Annotated in this window: 14 protein-coding genes; 4 read left to right on the top strand and 10 right to left on the bottom strand. The window is 71.9% G+C overall.

Annotated features, from left to right (window positions below; translation table 11 throughout):
- Positions 1-65: 65 nt before the first annotated feature.
- The gene (locus tag TR50_RS02030; protein ID WP_201776777.1) at positions 66-1,334 is read right to left on the bottom strand and encodes an extracellular solute-binding protein; all 1,269 of its coding nucleotides are present in this window, start codon (positions 1,332-1,334) and stop codon (positions 66-68) included.
- 532 nt (positions 1,335-1,866) lie between these two features.
- Here TR50_RS02030 and TR50_RS02035 point away from each other — a divergent pair.
- Both TR50_RS02035 and nagA read left to right on the top strand, forming a co-directional pair.
- Positions 1,867-2,796, top strand: a complete 930-nt coding sequence (locus tag TR50_RS02035; RefSeq protein WP_042412931.1) for an ROK family protein — start codon at positions 1,867-1,869, stop codon at positions 2,794-2,796.
- Positions 2,793-3,986 (top strand): N-acetylglucosamine-6-phosphate deacetylase, encoded by a 1,194-nt coding sequence (gene nagA / locus TR50_RS02040; RefSeq protein WP_042412932.1) that lies wholly within the window; start codon positions 2,793-2,795, stop codon positions 3,984-3,986. Before TR50_RS02035 ends, nagA begins: the two co-directional genes overlap by 4 nt.
- Positions 3,987-4,065: 79 nt before the next feature.
- Here nagA and TR50_RS02045 read toward each other — a convergent pair whose 3' ends face one another.
- Positions 4,066-5,004: a CBM35 domain-containing protein gene (locus TR50_RS02045; RefSeq protein WP_042412934.1), complete on the bottom strand. Its 939-nt coding sequence runs from the start codon at positions 5,002-5,004 to the stop codon at positions 4,066-4,068.
- Between the two features lie 225 nt (positions 5,005-5,229).
- Entirely contained in the window at positions 5,230-7,062 is a 1,833-nt protein-coding gene (locus TR50_RS02050; protein WP_042412936.1) for a GGDEF domain-containing protein, read from the bottom strand.
- A 272-nt stretch (positions 7,063-7,334) separates the two neighbouring features.
- Here TR50_RS02050 and TR50_RS02055 point away from each other — a divergent pair, with 272 nt between their 5' ends.
- Entirely contained in the window at positions 7,335-7,898 is a 564-nt protein-coding gene (locus TR50_RS02055; protein WP_439654185.1) for a flavin reductase family protein, read from the top strand.
- 338 nt (positions 7,899-8,236) lie between these two features.
- Here the strand turns inward: TR50_RS02055 and arfB are convergent, their stop codons facing one another.
- Positions 8,237-8,671: an alternative ribosome rescue aminoacyl-tRNA hydrolase ArfB gene (gene arfB / locus TR50_RS02060; protein ID WP_042412940.1), complete on the bottom strand. Its 435-nt coding sequence runs from the start codon at positions 8,669-8,671 to the stop codon at positions 8,237-8,239.
- Between the two features lie 53 nt (positions 8,672-8,724).
- On the opposite strand from arfB, the gene TR50_RS02065 reads away from it, so the two are divergent.
- Positions 8,725-9,210: a hypothetical protein gene (locus tag TR50_RS02065; RefSeq protein ID WP_042412943.1), complete on the top strand. Its 486-nt coding sequence runs from the start codon at positions 8,725-8,727 to the stop codon at positions 9,208-9,210.
- Here TR50_RS02065 and TR50_RS02070 read toward each other — a convergent pair.
- From TR50_RS02070 to TR50_RS02095, 6 genes are all read right to left on the bottom strand, one after another.
- Positions 9,167-9,811, bottom strand: coding sequence for a GNAT family N-acetyltransferase (locus TR50_RS02070; RefSeq protein ID WP_042412945.1), 645 nt, complete (start codon positions 9,809-9,811; stop codon positions 9,167-9,169). The two genes, TR50_RS02065 and TR50_RS02070, sit on opposite strands and share 44 nt — an antisense overlap.
- Positions 9,812-9,820: 9 nt before the next feature.
- Positions 9,821-11,083 (bottom strand): hypothetical protein, encoded by a 1,263-nt coding sequence (locus tag TR50_RS02075; protein ID WP_042412947.1) that lies wholly within the window; start codon positions 11,081-11,083, stop codon positions 9,821-9,823.
- Positions 11,084-11,126: 43 nt separating this feature from the next.
- On the bottom strand, positions 11,127-11,633 hold the full coding sequence (locus TR50_RS02080) for a SigE family RNA polymerase sigma factor (RefSeq protein ID WP_042412949.1): 507 nt from the start codon (positions 11,631-11,633) through the stop codon (positions 11,127-11,129).
- A 140-nt stretch (positions 11,634-11,773) separates the two neighbouring features.
- Positions 11,774-12,319, bottom strand: a complete 546-nt coding sequence (locus TR50_RS02085) for a DinB family protein (protein ID WP_042412951.1) — start codon at positions 12,317-12,319, stop codon at positions 11,774-11,776.
- Between the two features lie 112 nt (positions 12,320-12,431).
- Complete coding sequence (locus TR50_RS02090; RefSeq protein ID WP_042412954.1) at positions 12,432-13,190, bottom strand: bestrophin-like domain; 759 nt, start codon at positions 13,188-13,190, stop codon at positions 12,432-12,434.
- Positions 13,191-13,237: 47 nt separating this feature from the next.
- The gene (locus TR50_RS02095) at positions 13,238-14,656 is read right to left on the bottom strand and encodes a family 2B encapsulin nanocompartment shell protein (RefSeq protein WP_042412956.1); all 1,419 of its coding nucleotides are present in this window, start codon (positions 14,654-14,656) and stop codon (positions 13,238-13,240) included.
- Positions 14,657-15,008: the final 352 nt, after the last annotated feature.

The following is a 15,008-nucleotide window of genomic DNA, read 5'->3' on the forward strand; positions in this document are numbered from 1 at the left end:
ACGCGCCGAGAGACCGGCCGGCGGGTGAGTCCCGCCGGCCGGCCGCCGGCAGTGCGGATTGCGGGTTACTGGTTGCTGGTGGCGAAGTTCTGCAGGCTGTTCAGGACCGAGGACGCGTTGTCGGACGCGGCGGTGCCCAGGGTCTGCTTGAGCTTGGCCAGCACGGTGTTCCAGTTGGTGTTCGACGGGTAGACCACGGAGTTCGGCACGTTCTTCAGGAAGCCGGCCGCGACCGGGTCCTTGGCGGAGAGCGCCGCGGAGGCCGAGGTGGTGGCGGGCAGCAGGTCGTACTCCTGGTCGAAGGAGATCTGGTTCTGGTCGGAGTAGACGAAGTCCAGGAACTGCTTGATCTGGTCCGCGTGGCCGCCCTGCTTGAAGCCGACGACGTCGTCGTGGACGCCCAGGGTCTGGGTGAGCGGGGCGCTCTTGCCCGGCATCGGGACCACGCCGTAGTCGGAGGTGGTCAGCTTGCCGTTCTTGACGATGTCCGGGATCAGCGCGCCGGAGCCGCCGACCATGCCGACCTGGCCGGCCGCGAAGGCGTCCCACATCTGCTGGCGGTTGGTGCTCGCCGGGCCGGGCTCGGTGCCGCCGGCCTTGACCAGCGTGTTCAGGAACTGGAAGGTCTGCACGTTGGCGGCCTGGTTGATCGCGTACTTGCCGGTGGAGTCGACGTAGCCGCCGCCGTTGCCGAGCATCCACAGGTAGGACTCGCCCTGGGCCTCCTCGGGGCCGAGCGGCAGGCCGTAGCCGATGTCGCCGCCGCCCAGCGCCTTGATCTTGGCGGCGTCGTTCTGGATGTCGGCCCAGGTCTGCGGCGGGCTGGCGATCTTGGCGGCCGCGAACAGCTTCTTGTTGTAGAACAGGCCGCGGGCGCTCGTGGTGAACGGGGCGCCGTAGGCGACGCCGTCGGTGCCGTCCTCCTGCTTCGCGAAGACCGGGATCAGGTTGCTGACGGTGCTGGCCGACATGATGTCGGTCAGCTTGTACAGCAGGCCGTCGGCGGCGAACTGCTGCGGCGCGTCGCCCTCGAGGATGTCCGGGTACTGCTTGTCCTGGATCATCGTCGCGACCTGGGCCCAGTTGGTCCAGGCGATGGTCTGCACCTGCACGGTGATGTTCGGGTGGCTCTTGTGGAAGGTGTCCGCGAGACCCTGCCAGTAGGCCTGGGTGCTGTTCGAGGTGCCGGCGGTGCCGTAGTCGGCCGCCAGCAGCTTGATGGTGACGTTGCCGCCGGAGGACCCGGAGGAGGACGAGCTGCTGCTGCCGCACGCCGTCAGCGACATGACTCCGGCGACACCGATGGCTGTGAGGGCGAGCACACGACGCTTCAAGAAAACCTACCGCCTTCGCAATGTGTGGAGGACGGAGGAGGCGGTCGGCGGAGGTGGGGGCACCGCCGGCCGGCCGAGAGGACCCGCCGTCCCGGTGTGACGGTCAGTCTGGCCAGCTCCCGCTCAAGAGGTCTACACCATTTACCGAAAAGCTGGTTGTCGTTGCATCCTGCGCAACGACAAAGCGGACACTCGGCTCCAAACTGCGCGGATCGTATCGCATTGACGTCACGTCAGGTTTCCCTCAGTGACCAGGAGTCGACTTCCTCGAATTGTTTTCCCGAACCCCCTTGCCTAAACGAAACCGCCATCACCTGGGCTTCTACTTGGTCTAGACCACCAAGGTCCAGTCCACCGCATGCGTGCAGGTCAGAGCGTCGATCGACTTCGAATACTCTCCGTAATCATGGGGAGCAAATCGGGTACTCTGTGACATAGTGCGCCGTCAATGGGACTAGGTCTGGTCATGGACCAGACCAATCTGCAAACTGGACTAGACCTCTGCGGCTCTGACGAGGGAGACTGCTGCGTCGTGAAGCACGTCATCGCTCTCGATGTCGGCGGGACCGGCATGAAGGCCGCGCTGGTCGCCCCCGACGGCACGCTCCTGTACGAGGACCGCCGCCCCACCGGGCGCGAGCACGGTCCCTCCGCCGTGGTCGCCGGAATCACGGACTTCGCCGCCGAACTGCGCGACGAGGGCCGGCGGCGTTTCGGGGAGACCGCGCGCGCGGCCGGCGTCGTGGTGCCCGGCACCATCGACGAGGCCGAGGGCGTCGCCCTCTTCTCCGCCAACCTCGGCTGGCGCGACGTGCCCATGCGCACACTGCTCGGCGAGCGGCTGGGCGTACCCGTCGCGCTCGGACACGACGTGCGCACCGGGGCGCTGGCCGAGGGCCGGCTCGGCGCGGGGCGCGGGGTCTCCCGCTTCCTCTTCGTCGCCCTCGGCACCGGCATCGCCGGCGGCATCGGGATCGACGGGCGGATCGAGGCCGGCTTCCACGGCAACGGCGGCGAGATCGGCCACGTCGTGGTCCGCCCCGGCGGGCCCGCCTGCGGCTGCGGATCGCGCGGCTGCCTGGAGACCATCGCCTCCGCGTCCGCCGTCGGCCGCGCCTTCGCCGACGCCTCCGGCGACCCGGACGCCACGGCCGCCGACTGCGCCGAAGCCGTCGCCGCGGGCGACCCGCGCGCCGTCGCGGTGTGGACCGAGGCCGTCGCCGCGCTCGCCGACGGTCTGGTGACGGCGCACACCCTGCTCGACACCGGCACCGTCATCATCGGCGGCGGCCTGGCCGAGGCCGGGGACACCCTCTTCACACCCCTGCGTGCGGCGGTGACCGAACGCCTGTCCTTCCAGGCGCCCCCCGCACTCGTACCGGCGATGCTCAAAGACACCGCCGCTTGCCTGGGCGCGGGACTCCTCGCCTGGGACCTGCTCTCACTGGAGGTGACCGCGTGAGCAACGCGGATCGCACTGTGCTGGCCGGGGCCAGGCTCGTCCTGCCCACCGGCGTCGTCGAGAACGGCAAGATCGCCGTGGAGAACGGCCTGATCACCGAGATCGCGGCACCGGTCAGCCCTCCGGACGGCGCGGCACCCGCCCTTGACCTCACCGGATACACCGTGGTCCCCGGCTTCGTGGACATGCACGTCCACGGCGGCGGCGGCGAGTCCTACCACTCCGGCACCGCCGAGCAGGTCCTCAAGGCCGCGAACACCCACCTCGCGCACGGCACCACCACCACCGTCGCCTCCACCGTCACCGGCGAGATCGACGACCTGTGCCGACAGGCGTCCCTGCTCAGCGAGTTGGTGGAGGACGGGGTGCTCGCGGGGATCCACTTCGAGGGCCCGTTCATCAGCATCAACCGCTGCGGCGCCCACGAGCCCGACCTGCTGCGCGACCCGGACCCGGCAGTGGTCCGCAAGCTGATCGACGCCTCGCGCGGCGCGGCCCGGATGGTCACCCTCGCGCCCGAACTGGAGGGCGGCATCGCGTCGATCCGGCTGCTCACCGAGCGCGGCGTCATCGCCGCCATCGGCCACACCGACGCGTCCTACGACAAGACGCTGGCCGGCATCGACGCGGGCGCGACCGTGGCCACGCACCTGTTCAACGCGATGCCGGGCCTCGCCCACCGGGCCCCCGGCCCGGTCGCGGCGCTGCTGGAGGACGAGCGGGTCACCGTCGAGCTGATCGGCGACGGCGTGCACCTGCACCCGGCCGTGGTCGACCTCGCCTTCCGCGGCGCGGGCGCGGAGCGCGTCGCCCTGGTGACCGACGCGATGGACGCGGCCGGCTTCGGCGACGGCGACTACATGCTCGGCCCGATGGCGGTGAAGGTCCGCGACGGCGTCGCCCGCCTCGCCGACGGCGGCTCGATCGCGGGCTCCACGCTGACGTTGGACGTCGCCTTCCGGCGGGCGGTGACGGTCAACGGCCTGGCGATGGACACGGTCAGCCGGATGCTCTCACTCAACCCGGCACGGCGGCTCGGCCTCGACGACAAGGTCGGCTCGCTGGAGGTCGGCAAGCGGGCGGACCTGGTGGTCCTGGACGCGCAGTTCGACGTGGTCGCCGTGATGCGCGCGGGCCGCTGGGCGGTCGGCGCGGACCAGCTCAAGGACCGCGTGCCGGTGGCCAACTGACGTTCGGAAACGACGGACGGCCCGCACTCCCCGAGGGGGTGCGGGCCGTCCGGCTCGGTCTAAGCCGCTGTCAGGACTGTCAGGACCAGGGGCTGACATGCTGCGCGGTGATGGCGAGCTGGTCGATGTTCACCGGCGGCTGCCCGTCCACGCCCTGAATCGTGATCTTGACCTGCCCGGCCGGGAGGTTCGGCTGGTTGTAGGTGCGGAACCACGTCTGGGACGGGTCCTTGGCCCCAGGGGTGTAGTTCTGGAAGTCGGCGTCCCGGCTCTTCTGGCCGTTGACGAGCAGCACGTCCGTCGCGTTCGCGCCGGGGTTGTTGTACCGGATCCAGACGTAGTACTGGCCGGCCGTCGGGACGTTGACGGTCCAGGTGACGCTCTGCTGCCCGTTGGTGATCGGCACGGAGGAGCCGCCCGCCGCCTTCGCACCGGCGGGGGTGGTCACGGCCGCGGTGCCCTGAAGCGTCATCGTCGCCGCGTCGGTGGCGCCCGGGAGCGTGCCCGAGGCGGACGCGGACGCCGAGGCGGAGGAGCTGCCCGTGGCCGCCGCGCTGGCGGACGTGGTGCTGCCGGACGCGTTGTCGCCCTTGCCGCCGCCGTTGAACAGCGCCATGCCGATGCCGATCGCGACCGCGGCCACAACCGCCACCGCGCCGATCATCACGCCGCGCGAGCTGCCGCCGGAGCCGCCCGACGCACGCGTCGCCGCGCGACCGCCGCCGGCCGGCGGCTGAGCCTGGTGCGGAACGCCGGAGTACCCGGGCGCCTGCTGGCCGTAACCCTGCTGCTGGCCGTAGCCCGGCTGCTGCTGGCCGTAGGCGCTCTGCTGCTGGCCGCTGTAACCGGACTGGCCGTACTGGACCCGGCCGACCTGGGTGGCCTGCTGGTACGAGGTACGCGGAACGCCGGGCATCGGCTGCGTGGGCGCCGCTCCGCCTTCCTCGCCGTTCTCGGCCCGGTACAGGTACGCGAACGGGTCGTCGTCCTCGGGCACGCCGTTGTTCTCGGCTGTCATCGAGTCCTCTACTCCCGAGTCGTGATCTGTGGATATACGTGCATGGCATGGTCGGCCCCCGCGCCCGGAGTACCGCACCACAGGCACGCGTATCCACCGCAGACTACCCCGACCGGGTGACACGACGGTAAGGACGGAGCACAGGAGGGCGCGGTTCCACTAGCGTGTGCAGGCTACCGGCCACAGTTGGGACGGCGCAGGCCGCCGGGCGGTTCCGGCCGGGAATCAACCCGCGCGGCGGTGGGAGCGGCCCCCGTTCGCGCGGGCGCGCTTCTCGGCGTACATGAGCTCGTCGGCGCTGTGCAGCACCTCGTCGATGCTCATGCCGCAACCCGCCCAGCCGATGCCGATGCTCATGCCGACCCGCAGGGTGCGGTTCTCCCAGCGGATCGGCGGGGCTATCGCGGTGCGGAGCCGGTCGGCGAGATCCTTGGCGCGGGCGCGGTCGACGCCGTCGGCCAGGACGACGAACTCGTCGCCGCCCATGCGGGCCACCGTGTCGCCCTCGCGCACCGCGTTCTGGAGGCGCTGGGCCACCTCGATCAGCGTCGCGTCGCCCGCGGCGTGGCCGTGGCGGTCGTTGATGCCCTTGAAGCCGTTGAGGTCGCAGAAGAGCACCGCCAGCGCCCGCCCGCCCTGCGGTGCGCCCTGCGGCGCGCCGCCGCCCTCGTCGGGCGGGACGGCGTGGACGTGGTCGTAGCCGCCGTCGGCGACGGCCGGGTGGCCGTAGGCGTGTCCACGGCCCGGGTCGACCGCCTGGCCGCCGCCCAGCACCTCGCCGAGCCCGCCGGAGCCCAGCCCGCCGTGGTCGGCGAAACCGCCGTGGCCCTCCGGCCAGCTCGGCTCGGCCACGGCGCCGGAGGTCTCGTACGGGTCGTACGAGTCGTACCGGTCGTGGGGGTCGTACGGGTCGTAGCCGCCGAACGCGCCGAGGCCTCCGGGGCGCTGCGCGACGGCCGGGAGCGAACCCGGGTGGTCGCACAGCCGCATTCGCAGCCTGGCCTTGAGCTCGGCGGCGTTGGGCAGGCCGGTCAGCGCGTCGTGGCTGGCCCGGTGGGCCAGCTGGAGCTCGTGGCGCTTGCGGTCCTCGATGTCCTCGACGTGCGTCAGCAGGTAGACCGCGCCCTCGACCGCGTCGGAGATCACCGAGTTGCGCAGGTTGACCCAGAGCCAGCCGCCGTCGCGGCGGGCGAGCCGGACCTCGGCCCGGCCGTTCTCGGTGGCGATGCCGCGGAGCTGACCCGCGTCCTCGGGGTGGACGAGCTCGGCGAAGGACTGCCGGTGCAGGGAGGATCTCGAACGGCCGAGGAGCCGGCACAGCGCGTCGTTGACCCGTGTCAGCTGCCCACGGGACTCCCCGTGCAGTTCGGTGATGGCCATGCCGGTCGGCGCGAACTCGAAGGCCTGCCGGTAGCTCTCCTCGCTGGCGCCGAGCGCCTGCTGCTCGCGCTCCAGCCGGACCAGGGCGCGCTGCATCTCGGCGCGCAGCCGCGCGTTGCCGATGGCGATGCCGGCCTGCTGCGAGAACATCTCCAGCGCCTCACGGGTCCACGGCCCGGGCCGGCGGCCGTTGCGCGGCCGGTCCACGGAGAGCACGCCGAGGAGCTCGCCGCCGAAGCTGTACATCGGGGCGAGCAGCATGTCGTCCGGGTGCCAGGCGCCCGCGGGCACGAAGGCCTGGCCGCCGCCCCAGACGGGTATGTCCACCGGCCGGGCCCAACCGCGGTCGTGCGGCACGAAGACCAGACTCCCCCAGCTGTCCCCGGCGTTGAGCAGGCGGTTCCAGGACTCGCGCGAACCGATCTGCCCGAGAAGGCTGTTGATGCCCTCGTCGGCCTCACCCTCGACGCCGAGCTCCCAGACGGCGGCGACGACCAGATCCCCGTCCGGCCGGACCATGTTGACCACGGCGCTGTTGAAGCCGAGGCCCGTCACCGCACCCTCGACCACGGCCTGCAGCGTCCCGGCGAGGCTGCGGGCGGCGTTCAGGTCAGCGATGACGCGGTGGAGGGTGCGCAGGGTCGCGAGACGGACGTAGGGCTCCGGCTCGGTTTCCATCGCCTTGCCTCCCTCCCTCGACTGCGTCCGACCGTACTGCGCGCGCACATGGTCGGACTGCCAGACAAACTGAATCACAGGGTGCACACCAATAGACACTCTGGGTCAGCAAATCGATGCCACTTGTGACTCAACTCACACGTCTGACGTGTGTAATCCTTGATCGAACCGGAGTTCGCTCCACCGCCCATCCGCAACGTGAGCAATCAGACGCCCGTCCTAAGCCCAAGGTCCGATGCGGGCCGGGGGCGACCGCAGATAGCGTGCCCTACGTGTACGACGCCGCAGCCACCGCCACCACCTCCGTCCCCGCGAACGCGCTGGACGGCCCTGAGGCCTCCCCGGAGGAGTTCCGGGCCGCCCTGGGCCAGCTGGCCTCCGGCGTCGTCCTGGTGACCGCCCACGACCCCGAGGAGGGCCCGCGCGGCGAGGACGTCGGCATGACCGCGACGGCGTTCCTCTCGGTCTCCCTCGAACCCCCGATGGTGCTGGTCTCCGTCCGTGAGGACTCCCGCATGGAGGAGACCCTCTCCCACGTCGACCGCTGGGCGGTGTCGATCCTCTCCGCCGACCAGCGCACGACCGCTGCGCGGTTCGCGATGAAGGGCCGCGTCAGCGACCGCCTGCTCTTCGCCGACGTCCCGCACAGCCGCGGCGCGGCGAGCGGCGCTCCGCTGGTCACCGGCGCGCTGGCCACCGTCGAGTGCCGCACCGTCGACCGCATACCCGCCGGCGACCACATCCTCGTCCTCGGCCACGTCCTCGAAGCCCGCGTCGGCGCTCCGACCGGCGGCCCGCTCATGTACTTCCGGGGCCAGTACCGGCACTTGGCTTAGTCGCACCACCTTGGGGGGCGCGACGCTGTACCGATCGGCGACTCCGCGCGGGCACGACATCCTCGGCCTTCGGCCGGAAGGCACCCGCATTCCAGGCAGGTAGAGCCCCGCGCACACAAGGCTCCGCACGCGCAGGCCCGGCCGCCCGGGAGCGCCCCCCGGCCGAGGGCCGGCGGACCGTCGTTGCGCGCGCGAGTCGGCGGAGCCGCAGCTCCGCACGCGCAGGCCCGGTCGCCCGGGAGCGCCTCCCGGCCGAGGGCCGGCGGACCGTCGTTGCGCGCGCGGCTCGGCGGAGCGGCACGTCGGCGGAGCCCCGCGCCACCGAGGTGGGCGCGGGCTCAGTAGTCCCGCACGGTGCCGCGCGAGCGCTTGCGCTCGGCGATGCGGCGCTTGTTCTCCAGGCGCCGTTCCACCATCCCCCGGCTGGGCTTCGTCGCCCTGCGGGGGCGCGGCGGCGGGGCGACGGCCTCCGTCAGCAGCGCTGACATGCGGACCGCCGCCGCCTCCCGGTTGCGCCACTGGGAGCGGTGCTCGGAGGCGCGGACCACGACGGCGCCGTCGACGAGGCGGCCGGCCAGCCGCTCCAGCGCGCGTTCGCGCCAGACCGGCGGGAGCGCCGCACTCGCGGCGAGCGGATAGCGCAGCTCGACCTGGCTGTCGCTGGTGTTGACGTGCTGGCCGCCCGGTCCGGAGGACCGGGAGAAGCGCCACTGCAGCTCGGCGTCGGGTACGACGACGCCCCGGACGCTGACGGCCACAGGATTCACGGACATGCGTCACATGATCCCGCCGTCCGCCGCGAGCGCGCGAGGGGTTTAATCGAGTGGTGATCGAGCTCGGCTACTCCCTGTCCCCCCGTTTCCCCGACCCGCCGCAGACGGACTACGCGACCGCGCCCGCGCGGGCGCTGCGGCACGACCTGTTCTGCGGCGACGTGTTCGTCGAGGGCGAGGGCGGCCGGGACCTGTCCACCCGGTGGGGGTGGGTACCGGTGCTGGACTTCGCCTGGGCGCTGTGCGACATCGTCGAGGAGCTCGACAAGGTGCTGCCGGGGCTGCGGACGCCCCGCGCCGAGCTGGACTTCACCGAGTCCACGGACCGGCTGCGCTTCTCCCGGCGCGGCGACTGGGTCGAGCTGCGCGCGGACTGGATCCGCGACGAACGCCCACTGGTCGTCGACCACGGCGAACTGCGTTGCGAGGCGCGGGACTTCCTTCAGGACCTGCTGGCCGACCTGGTCGACCTGCACGACGGGCTGGACCACAACCTCACCTTCTGGGAGCTGAAGTCCCGCTTCCCGCGGGTGCCGTGAGGCCGTCCTCGGCCGTGCCGCGGCCCAGCACCACGAGCCGCGGCGTGGGCCGCGCCAACTCCTGGAAGCCGAGCCGGTCGTAGAACGCGCGGGCGGCGTGGTTCGCCGCGCCCATGCCGAGGTGCACCCGCGGCACGCCGCGCTCGCGCAGCGCGGCGAGGAAGACGCGCATCAACTCCCGCCCGAAGCCCTGCCCCTGGACCTCGGGGAGCAGGTCGATGTGCAGGTGGGCGGGGTAGTCGTCGACGGCCGTGGCGAGCATCGCCTCGGGGTGGCGCAGCTCGTGGCCGCGCCCGTCGGCGTCGTCGGGGTAGCGGTCGACGACGCCCGGCAGCCACTCGTCGAGGTACCGGGCCACGAACCGCCGCGTGTCGGCGGTCCCGAGGACGTAGCCGAGCGCCCGGCCCGCTCCCCCGTCCTCGGCCACCACGAACGCCAGCCCGGGCTCCTGGGCCAGATAGGGGCCGACGAAGATGTCCGGCAGGATCCGCGGGTCGGGGTACAAGGAGCTCGCGTCCGCACCGTTGTCGCCGGTGCGGACGCAGATCCCGTACAGGTCCTCCCGGTCCTCCGGGCGGTAGCGGCGGATGCTCAGCGGCATCCGCCCAGGCTAGCCGAGCTTGGTCCAGGCCACATCGGTGACGACGGCCTTCAGCTGGGCGATGCTCAGCACCGGCTCGGCGCGGTCGGCGGCCACACCCTGGCGCGGCGCGTTGAACTCCTGGGCCACCACCCGCTCGCCGTTCGGCCGCAGCATGTCGACGACCCACTGGACCGCCCCGGAACCGCCCTTCTCGGCGTTCTGCTGCCGGACGGCGACCAGGCTGCCGTCCGGCAGCTTGGTCGCGCCGCCGTAGAGCTGGGCGATGAGGTCGCTGTCGTTGCTCGGGTCGTACTGCTGGACGTTGACGCCGATCAGGCCCGCACCGGGGGAGCCGTCGGTCAGCTGCTCCTCGGCGTAGCCGCCCTGGACGTCGGAGTTGCGGCCGCTGACGCCGTGCGGCAGCAGGCTGTTCAGGACCGTCAGGATGGCCGCACCGCTGGGCGGGACGGGAGCCGACTTCACGGGCTTCGGCTTCGGGACGGCCGCGAGCAGGGGCTGCCACGACCCGCTGGTGACGACGGCCTTGAGCTGGTCGGCGGAGAGCGGGGGCGTGGCGCGGGTGACGGCGGCGCCCTTCTCGGCCGGGGCGTTCCACTCGTCCATCTCGACGTGGGAGCCGTCCGGCAGGTCCAGGACGGCGTGCCAGTCCTTGGTGCCGGTGCCGCGCGACGGGTACTCGTAGCCCTGGTCGATCAGCAGTCGGCCGCCGCCCGGCAGTTGGTAGACGTGGCACACGTCGTGGGGGACGTAGGCGGGGTTGCCGCAGGTGGGCAGCTGGGCCCCGCCCTTGGCATACCGGGCCAGCGAGAGCCCGATCGCCGAGGCGCCCCTGCCGTCGTCGTAGACGAGCGACGCCGTGGGCGCGACGAAGGCGGCCTTCCCTCCGGGCGCCGGGAAGCTCCAGCGGCCGACGGCGTCGGTGATCTTGGCACCCTTGGGCAGCAGGTGCTCCAGCGTGATGACCATCTGCTGGGCGCGCGCCTTGTCGCTCTCCGGTTGCGCGGCGGCGGTCAGCGAGATGGAGGGGGCGGCGGCCGCGTCCGCGACGTGGCGGGCCGTGCCCGGGGCGCCGAGCACCGACGGCACGAGCGCGGTGCCGACCGCGACGAGCGCGAGGGCCGCGGAGCCGCCGACGACGGCGGTGTTGCGGCGGCGACGGCGCCTGCGGCCGTCGGTGACCGCGCCGTTGACGAGGCTGGTGAGGTCGCGGGGGGCGAATTCCTCCCCCGTGTCGCGCAGCGACCGCGCGAACTGGTCTTCAAAAGGCATGGCTGCCACCATCGTTTCCGTTGGGCCTGGGCAGGGGTGGAGGTCAGGAGCGGGCGAGATCGGGCAGGGAGTCGCCGAGGACGGCGCGGAGCCGGCCGAGGGCGCGTGAGCTCTGCGTGCGTACCGCGCCGGCGGAGGTCCGCAGGGTGCGGGCCGTCTCCTCGACGCTGCGGTCCTCCCAGTAGCGCAGCACCAGCACCGCCCGGTCGCGCGGGCCGAGGCGGGCCAGCGCGTCGAGCAGGGTCAGTCGGAGGGTGGCGTCCCCCTCGGCCGCCACCCCCTCCGGCAGCGCCCCCGAGGGCTGCTCCGCCGAGCTGCGCCGACGGCGGTGGCTGAGGAAGACGCGCACCAGCACGGTGTGCGCGTACGCCGCCGGGTTGTCCGCGGCGGACACCCGGCGCCAGTGCGCGTACATCCGCCCGAGCGTCTCCTGCACCAGGTCCTCGGCCAGGTGCGGATCCCCCGAGGTGAGCAGACTCGCCGACCGGTACAGCGCCCCCGCTCGCGCGGTGGCGAAGTCCAGATAGTCCTGCTCGTCCGCCGCCCTCATCCGCGCCCCGCCGTCCGCTCAGTCGGTCCCGTCGTTTCCCTTACGCCCCTTCGACGCGGCGGGACGCGCGGGACGTTACAGGCCGGACGGAAACGAGGAGCCCCCGGCGAAAAGGCCGGGGGCTCCTCGGTGTCGAGGACTCAGTCGTTGGGGCGCAGCTGCTTCGCGCTGAGCAGCGAGAACGCGGTGGCGCCGTCGGTGGCCTCGCGCAGGAAGTCGGCGTGGCCGGCGTGGCGGCCGATCTCCTCGACCAGGTGCAGCAGGATCCAACGGGCGGAGCGGCGCGCGTCCTTGGGGAACCAGGGCCGGTCCGGCAGCGGGACGGTGGCGTCGAGGTCGGGCAGGGCCCCGACGATCTCGGCGGTCTCGGCGGCGACCTCGTCCCAGAACTTCAGCACGTCGCTGATCTCCTCGCCGTCCACCAGGCGGAAGGAGTCGGCCCAGGTGCTCTCGTCGCGCTGGACCAGCGGTTCGCGACCGGCCAGGATCACCCGCGTCCAGTTGCTCTCGACCTCGGCGAGGTGCTTGACCAGACCGCCGAGGGTCAGCTCGCTGACCGTGGGACGGGCCGTCAACTGCTCGCGGCTGAGGCCGCCGACGGCGCGTCGGACGGCGCCGCGCTGGGCCTCGACGAAGTTCAGCAGGGCTTCGCGCTCGTCGGTCTCGGCGTTGACGACGGTCGGCATGGGGACCACCTCGGTTCTCTAGGGCTGGCTGGCTCTCGAACTTCCGTGGTCCCCACAGTAGATCCAAACTAGGACAGCTACTGTCCTCTTTCCCTCCTCCTTTCGACGTGTCTCAGCGAGGCGGCGGAAGCCGGCTCAGGAACACTTCGAAGGCCGTCGGTTCGACCTTCGTGACGCCGGTGAACGGGAAGTCCATCTCCTTGATCAGGAGCAGCGAGACCACGACCAACGCGGTGAGCGTCAGCACCATCAGGCCGTGGGCGACGGTGTTGGACAGCCCGAAGAGATAGGTGAACGCGATGGTCAGCAGCCCGCCGGCGATCAGCGCGACCCACATGAGGGTCGGCACCGAGTCGTCGATCTCGGTCAGCCGGGCCCGTCGCTCGGAGGCCAGGTCCTCGACGTGGGTCACGGCGTGCTCGTAGAGCACCTGCTGCCGTGCGTCGGCCGGGGTGAACCCGAAGATCTTCGAGCGCATGTCGTAGACCAGCTGCGTGGCCTGCGGACTGCTCTGGTGCTCGGCCAGCAGCGGCCACTCGGTGTCCTGGACGGTCCTGGCGTACTCCAGCGTGTCGTGCTCGACCTGGGATCCCACCGGGAGCGGCAGCTCCCGGGAGATCCAGTACACGCCGGCCAGGGCGTCCGCCTCCTTGAACGTGGTCTGCCGCGCCGAGTCCACGTTCTGCCACACCGCGACGACCACGAAGGCCAGCAGCACCGCGTAGAGCACGCCGACCGCCGCGAAGATGAACCCCGCCACGTCGTTGTGCGACTCCCGCATCCGGTGCGGGACGAAGTGCTGCAGCAGCCAGAGCGCGATCGCGCAGACCACCAGCGTGCCGACGAGGATGAGCGCGTCGGTCCAGCTCACAAGCCCCCCACTGTCTCGTCCTGTGCCCTCCCTTTCGGCTCGGCCGCTCAGCCGCGCGGCCGGGCGACCTCGACGTTCTCCAGCACCCCGAGCGCGTCGGGCACGAGCACGGCGCACGAGTAGTAGGCGCTCACCAGGTACTGGATGACGGCCCGCTCGTTGATGCCCATGAACCGGACCGAGAGGCTGGGCTCGTACTCGTCCGGCAGCCCCGTCTGGTGCAGGCCGACGACGCCCTGCTCGTCCTCCCCGGTGCGCATGACCAGGATCGAGCTGGTGTGCCCGCCGTTGACCGGGATCTTGTTGCACGGGAAGATCGGCACACCGCGCCAGGACGGGATCCGGTTCCCCGCCACGTCGACCGACTCCGGGTAGAGCCCGCGCTTGTTGCACTCCCGCCCGAAGGCCGCGATGGCCCGCGGGTGCGCCAGGAAGAACTTGTTGCCGCGGCGGCGGGCGAGCAGCTCGTCCATGTCGTCCGGGGTGGGCGGGCCGCTGTGGGTCTGGAGGCGCTGGTCGTGGTCGGCGTTGTGCAGCAGGCCGAACTCCCGGTTGTTGATCATCTCGTGCTCCTGGCGTTCGCGCAGGGCCTCGATGGTCAGCTTGAGCTGCTGCTCGATCTGGTTCATCGGCTTGTTGTAGAGGTCGGCCACCCGCGTGTGCACCTGGAGCACGGTCTGGGCGACGCTCAGGTCGTACTCGCGCGGCGCGAGTTCGTAGTCGACGAAGGTGCCGGGCAGCTCGGGCTCGCCGTCGTGGCCCGCCGCGAGCTCGATCGCCGCCTGCCCGTGCGAGTCCTGCGCGGCCTCCCCCGCGGCGACGAACGACTCGACCTGCGCCCGCAGTTCGGGCGAGCGCCCGAGGAGGTCAAGGAAGGCCTGCCGGGGCAGGGTCAGCAGCGTGCCGGCCGTGGCGGCCTTCACCGTGTACTCCCACAGCGCGTCCTGGCGCAGCAGGGCCTCGTCGCCGAAGTGGTCGCCGTTGGCGAGCACCCCGAGCACCGCCTTGCTGTCACCGAACTTGCCGGTGCCCACCTTGTTGACCTTGCCGTGCGCGATCACCATCACGTGGTCGACGACCTCGCCGTACTCAGCGATGACCTCGCCCTGCTCGAAGTCCCGCTGCCCGAAGCGCGAGGCCAGCTCGGTGAGCAGCGCCTGGTCCTCGAAGCCGCGCAGCAGCGGCAGTTCGACGAGGCTCGGCGGCACGATCCGCGTCTCCGCCCCCGTCTGCGCGAAGCTCAGCCGCCCGCGCCCGGTGGCGTAGCTCAGCCGGCGGTTCACCCGGTAGGTGCCACCGGAGACCTCCACCCACGGCAGCATCCTGAGCAGCCACCGGGAGGTGATGCCCTGCATCTGCGGGGGTGTCTTGGTAGTCGTGGCGAGGTTCTTTGCCGCAGCGGTGTTGAGCGCGGACTGCTGCGCGGCACTGTCTGACGTGGCGTCAATACCAGCGTCGACGGACATGTCTGGGGTCCTCCCCTGGGTGCGGATCGACTTCTCCAGGGTGGGGGGTGGCGCGCGGGGGTGGTATTCCCCGAACGAGCGGGAATGGCATGCACATTGGTGGGTATCGGCAGCTCAACTGTTCGGCACCGGGCACTCCCCCGGACGCCGCCGGGGGAGTCACCAAGCGCTCCCCGGCCCCGAGCCGACGGCCCGGGGCCGCCGGCCACCACCCCGCCGAGGGCCGGGGCCGGCTCGTCCTCGCCCGCGAGGCGGAGTCCACGCTCGCCACGAGGCGCACGGGCCGGGTTCTGGGTCCGGAGGCGGTTGGCCGCGACCCCGCGCCGCGAGGTGTCGGGCAGGAACAGGCGGG

The organism is Streptacidiphilus anmyonensis (genome assembly GCF_000787855.1).
Lineage (GTDB): Bacteria > Actinomycetota > Actinomycetes > Streptomycetales > Streptomycetaceae > Streptacidiphilus > Streptacidiphilus anmyonensis.

What these genes read in the sequence shown, in the direction of transcription:
- TR50_RS02045 (WP_042412934.1), bottom strand. Translation starts at nt 5,004, where the DNA reads ATGACAGCCGAGAACAACGGCGTGCCCGAGGACGACGACCCGTTCGCG.
- TR50_RS02050 (WP_042412936.1), bottom strand. Translation starts at nt 7,062, where the DNA reads ATGGAAACCGAGCCGGAGCCCTACGTCCGTCTCGCGACCCTGCGCACC.
- arfB (WP_042412940.1), bottom strand. Translation starts at nt 8,671, where the DNA reads ATGTCCGTGAATCCTGTGGCCGTCAGCGTCCGGGGCGTCGTCGTACCC.
- TR50_RS02070 (WP_042412945.1), bottom strand. Translation starts at nt 9,811, where the DNA reads ATGCCGCTGAGCATCCGCCGCTACCGCCCGGAGGACCGGGAGGACCTG.
- TR50_RS02075 (WP_042412947.1), bottom strand. Translation starts at nt 11,083, where the DNA reads ATGCCTTTTGAAGACCAGTTCGCGCGGTCGCTGCGCGACACGGGGGAG.
- TR50_RS02080 (WP_042412949.1), bottom strand. Translation starts at nt 11,633, where the DNA reads ATGAGGGCGGCGGACGAGCAGGACTATCTGGACTTCGCCACCGCGCGA.
- TR50_RS02085 (WP_042412951.1), bottom strand. Translation starts at nt 12,319, where the DNA reads ATGCCGACCGTCGTCAACGCCGAGACCGACGAGCGCGAAGCCCTGCTG.
- TR50_RS02095 (WP_042412956.1), bottom strand. Translation starts at nt 14,656, where the DNA reads ATGTCCGTCGACGCTGGTATTGACGCCACGTCAGACAGTGCCGCGCAG.